The sequence below is a fragment of the uncultured Gimesia sp. genome, from assembly GCF_937919775.1.
Taxonomy (GTDB): domain Bacteria; phylum Planctomycetota; class Planctomycetia; order Planctomycetales; family Planctomycetaceae; genus Gimesia.
Genome location: NZ_CALFPF010000309.1, coordinates 1 through 1,727, shown reverse-complemented (window position 1 = coordinate 1,727; position 1,727 = coordinate 1). Strand labels below are relative to the sequence as shown.

Sequence of the window (1,727 nt, the reverse complement as noted above, 5' to 3'; positions counted from 1 at the left end):
ATCGCTGCCAGAATTTGTTCTTTGAGTAATATATTTCTCGTCTTCAGATTCGCAGAGCGTAACTCTGAAAGTAGTTTGAGTGCCTGATCATAATCGTCAATGTCTAATGCCTTCGTTACCTCGGAAAACTCCAGCGGAACTTCCAGATCGAAGGGGTCTGTCTGGGCCGGAGTTTGTGCGGTGAGTTCCGGCAGACAGAGTAAAAACACGAAAGCCAGTACAGGCAGAATCGAAAAAAAACGAAACCGAGCACGTTGATTCAGTTGGAAAGTATCAGCAGAAAAAATCATCAGCAAATAATTCTTTAATTAGATCAATTTTATGAGAGAACGTGTATGAGCGCATCGGCTATCAGACAGAGCGGTTGTCCTGCATTATCTGTTAATAAAGAAATATAACTCTCAGTACACTTTAACGCCCAGTGCGCACAAAAGTCAATCATATTGCGTGGTTGAGGCGACATTCAGAGTGATTTCGAAAAAAAGCGTGAAATCTCATCTGAGTTTAAGCGAGTACATCACAATGATATGATGAATTGAATTCGAACGATTGCCATCGATTCTCAGCGCTCTTGAGATCTGGAATACACCCATCCGCTTCATATCAAACAGGAGATATCACAAACCATGAAACTCGCCTCGCACTTCGTTGTGATTCTTATCTGCCTGCTGGTCAATGCCTCCGCTTATGCCGAGCGGCTGGTCCTGGTGGGGGCTTCGTATGGCAAGAATATTCTCGCTATCTGTGACGCGGACGGCGATGTGCTCTGGTCGTATCAAACTGCCGGGCCGACTCAAGGTCATGCCGGCCATCATGATGTGCAGCTGCTGCCCAACGGCAACATTCTGTTTCACGACAGTTGGACCGGGCTCAAAGAAATCACCCTCGATAAAAAAGTCGTTTGGACGTATGACTCCGCGACCATGAATGGCAACGCCGGCAAACGGGTTGACGTGCATGCTTTTGCCCGACTCCCCAATGGTAACACGGTGATTGTCGAGAGTGGTGTCGGTCGCATTATTGAGGTCGACCCGAGTGGAAAACTCGTGCATCAGTTCCCGCTCAAAGAAGGGGGCACGCAATCCACGCGACTCATGCGGATCACGCCGGACGGAACCTATCTGGTCTGTTCGGAAAACCCGGGTGTAGTGACCGAATACAATCGCAAAGGTGAAGTCATCTGGGACTATCCGACCAACACGCGCGTCTTTGGTGCCCTCCGATTGCAGAACGGCAATACGCTCATCGCTTCGGGCAGCGGCAACAGTGTGCTAGAAGTGACTCCCGACAGAAAAGTCGTCTGGGAAATCAAAGGCAAAGTTCCAGAGACCGATGTCGAACTGAAATGGACCACCTGTCTGCAGCAACTCGACAACGGTAATCTGATCATCGGTAACTGTCACGCGGGGCCCGAGAATCCGCAGATCATTGAACTCGACGGCGACAAAAAAATCGTCTGGGAATTCGATGAATTTGAGCTGGTCGGCAACGGCCTCGCCTGCTGGGAAATTCTCAACGATCAACAATCGTCACTTGTGCGGAAAAAACTCGCTGTATTAAAGCCTTGAATAACTCTGGGTTTCAACTGAAATTCGCTGGTAAAATCAAACATTGTTAGACAACATGGCTGGCAGGCTGTTATATTCAAGACAAAGCGAATCGTTCGCGGTTTACCTTTGATTCTTATTGGACGCTCTCAGATAAGGAAATTCATCACACCATGAGTT

The 1,727-nt window shown here is 48.1% G+C and carries 2 protein-coding genes; one reads left to right on the top strand and one right to left on the bottom strand.

Annotated elements, in window-relative coordinates; all coding sequences use genetic code 11:
- Positions 1-290, bottom strand: a 290-nt coding sequence (locus tag Q0294_RS08510; RefSeq protein ID WP_299463337.1) for a hypothetical protein, incomplete at its 3' end; no start/stop codon positions are given.
- A gap of 336 nt (positions 291-626) precedes the next feature.
- Between Q0294_RS08510 and Q0294_RS08505 the strand changes: the two genes are divergently transcribed.
- Entirely contained in the window at positions 627-1,568 is a 942-nt protein-coding gene (locus Q0294_RS08505; protein WP_299463334.1) for a PQQ-binding-like beta-propeller repeat protein, read from the top strand.
- The last annotated feature ends 159 nt before the right edge of the window (positions 1,569-1,727 follow it).

Excerpts from the sequence above, each read along its gene's own strand:
- Q0294_RS08505 (WP_299463334.1), top strand. The coding sequence starts at position 627 with ATGAAACTCGCCTCGCACTTCGTTGTGATTCTTATCTGCCTGCTGGTC.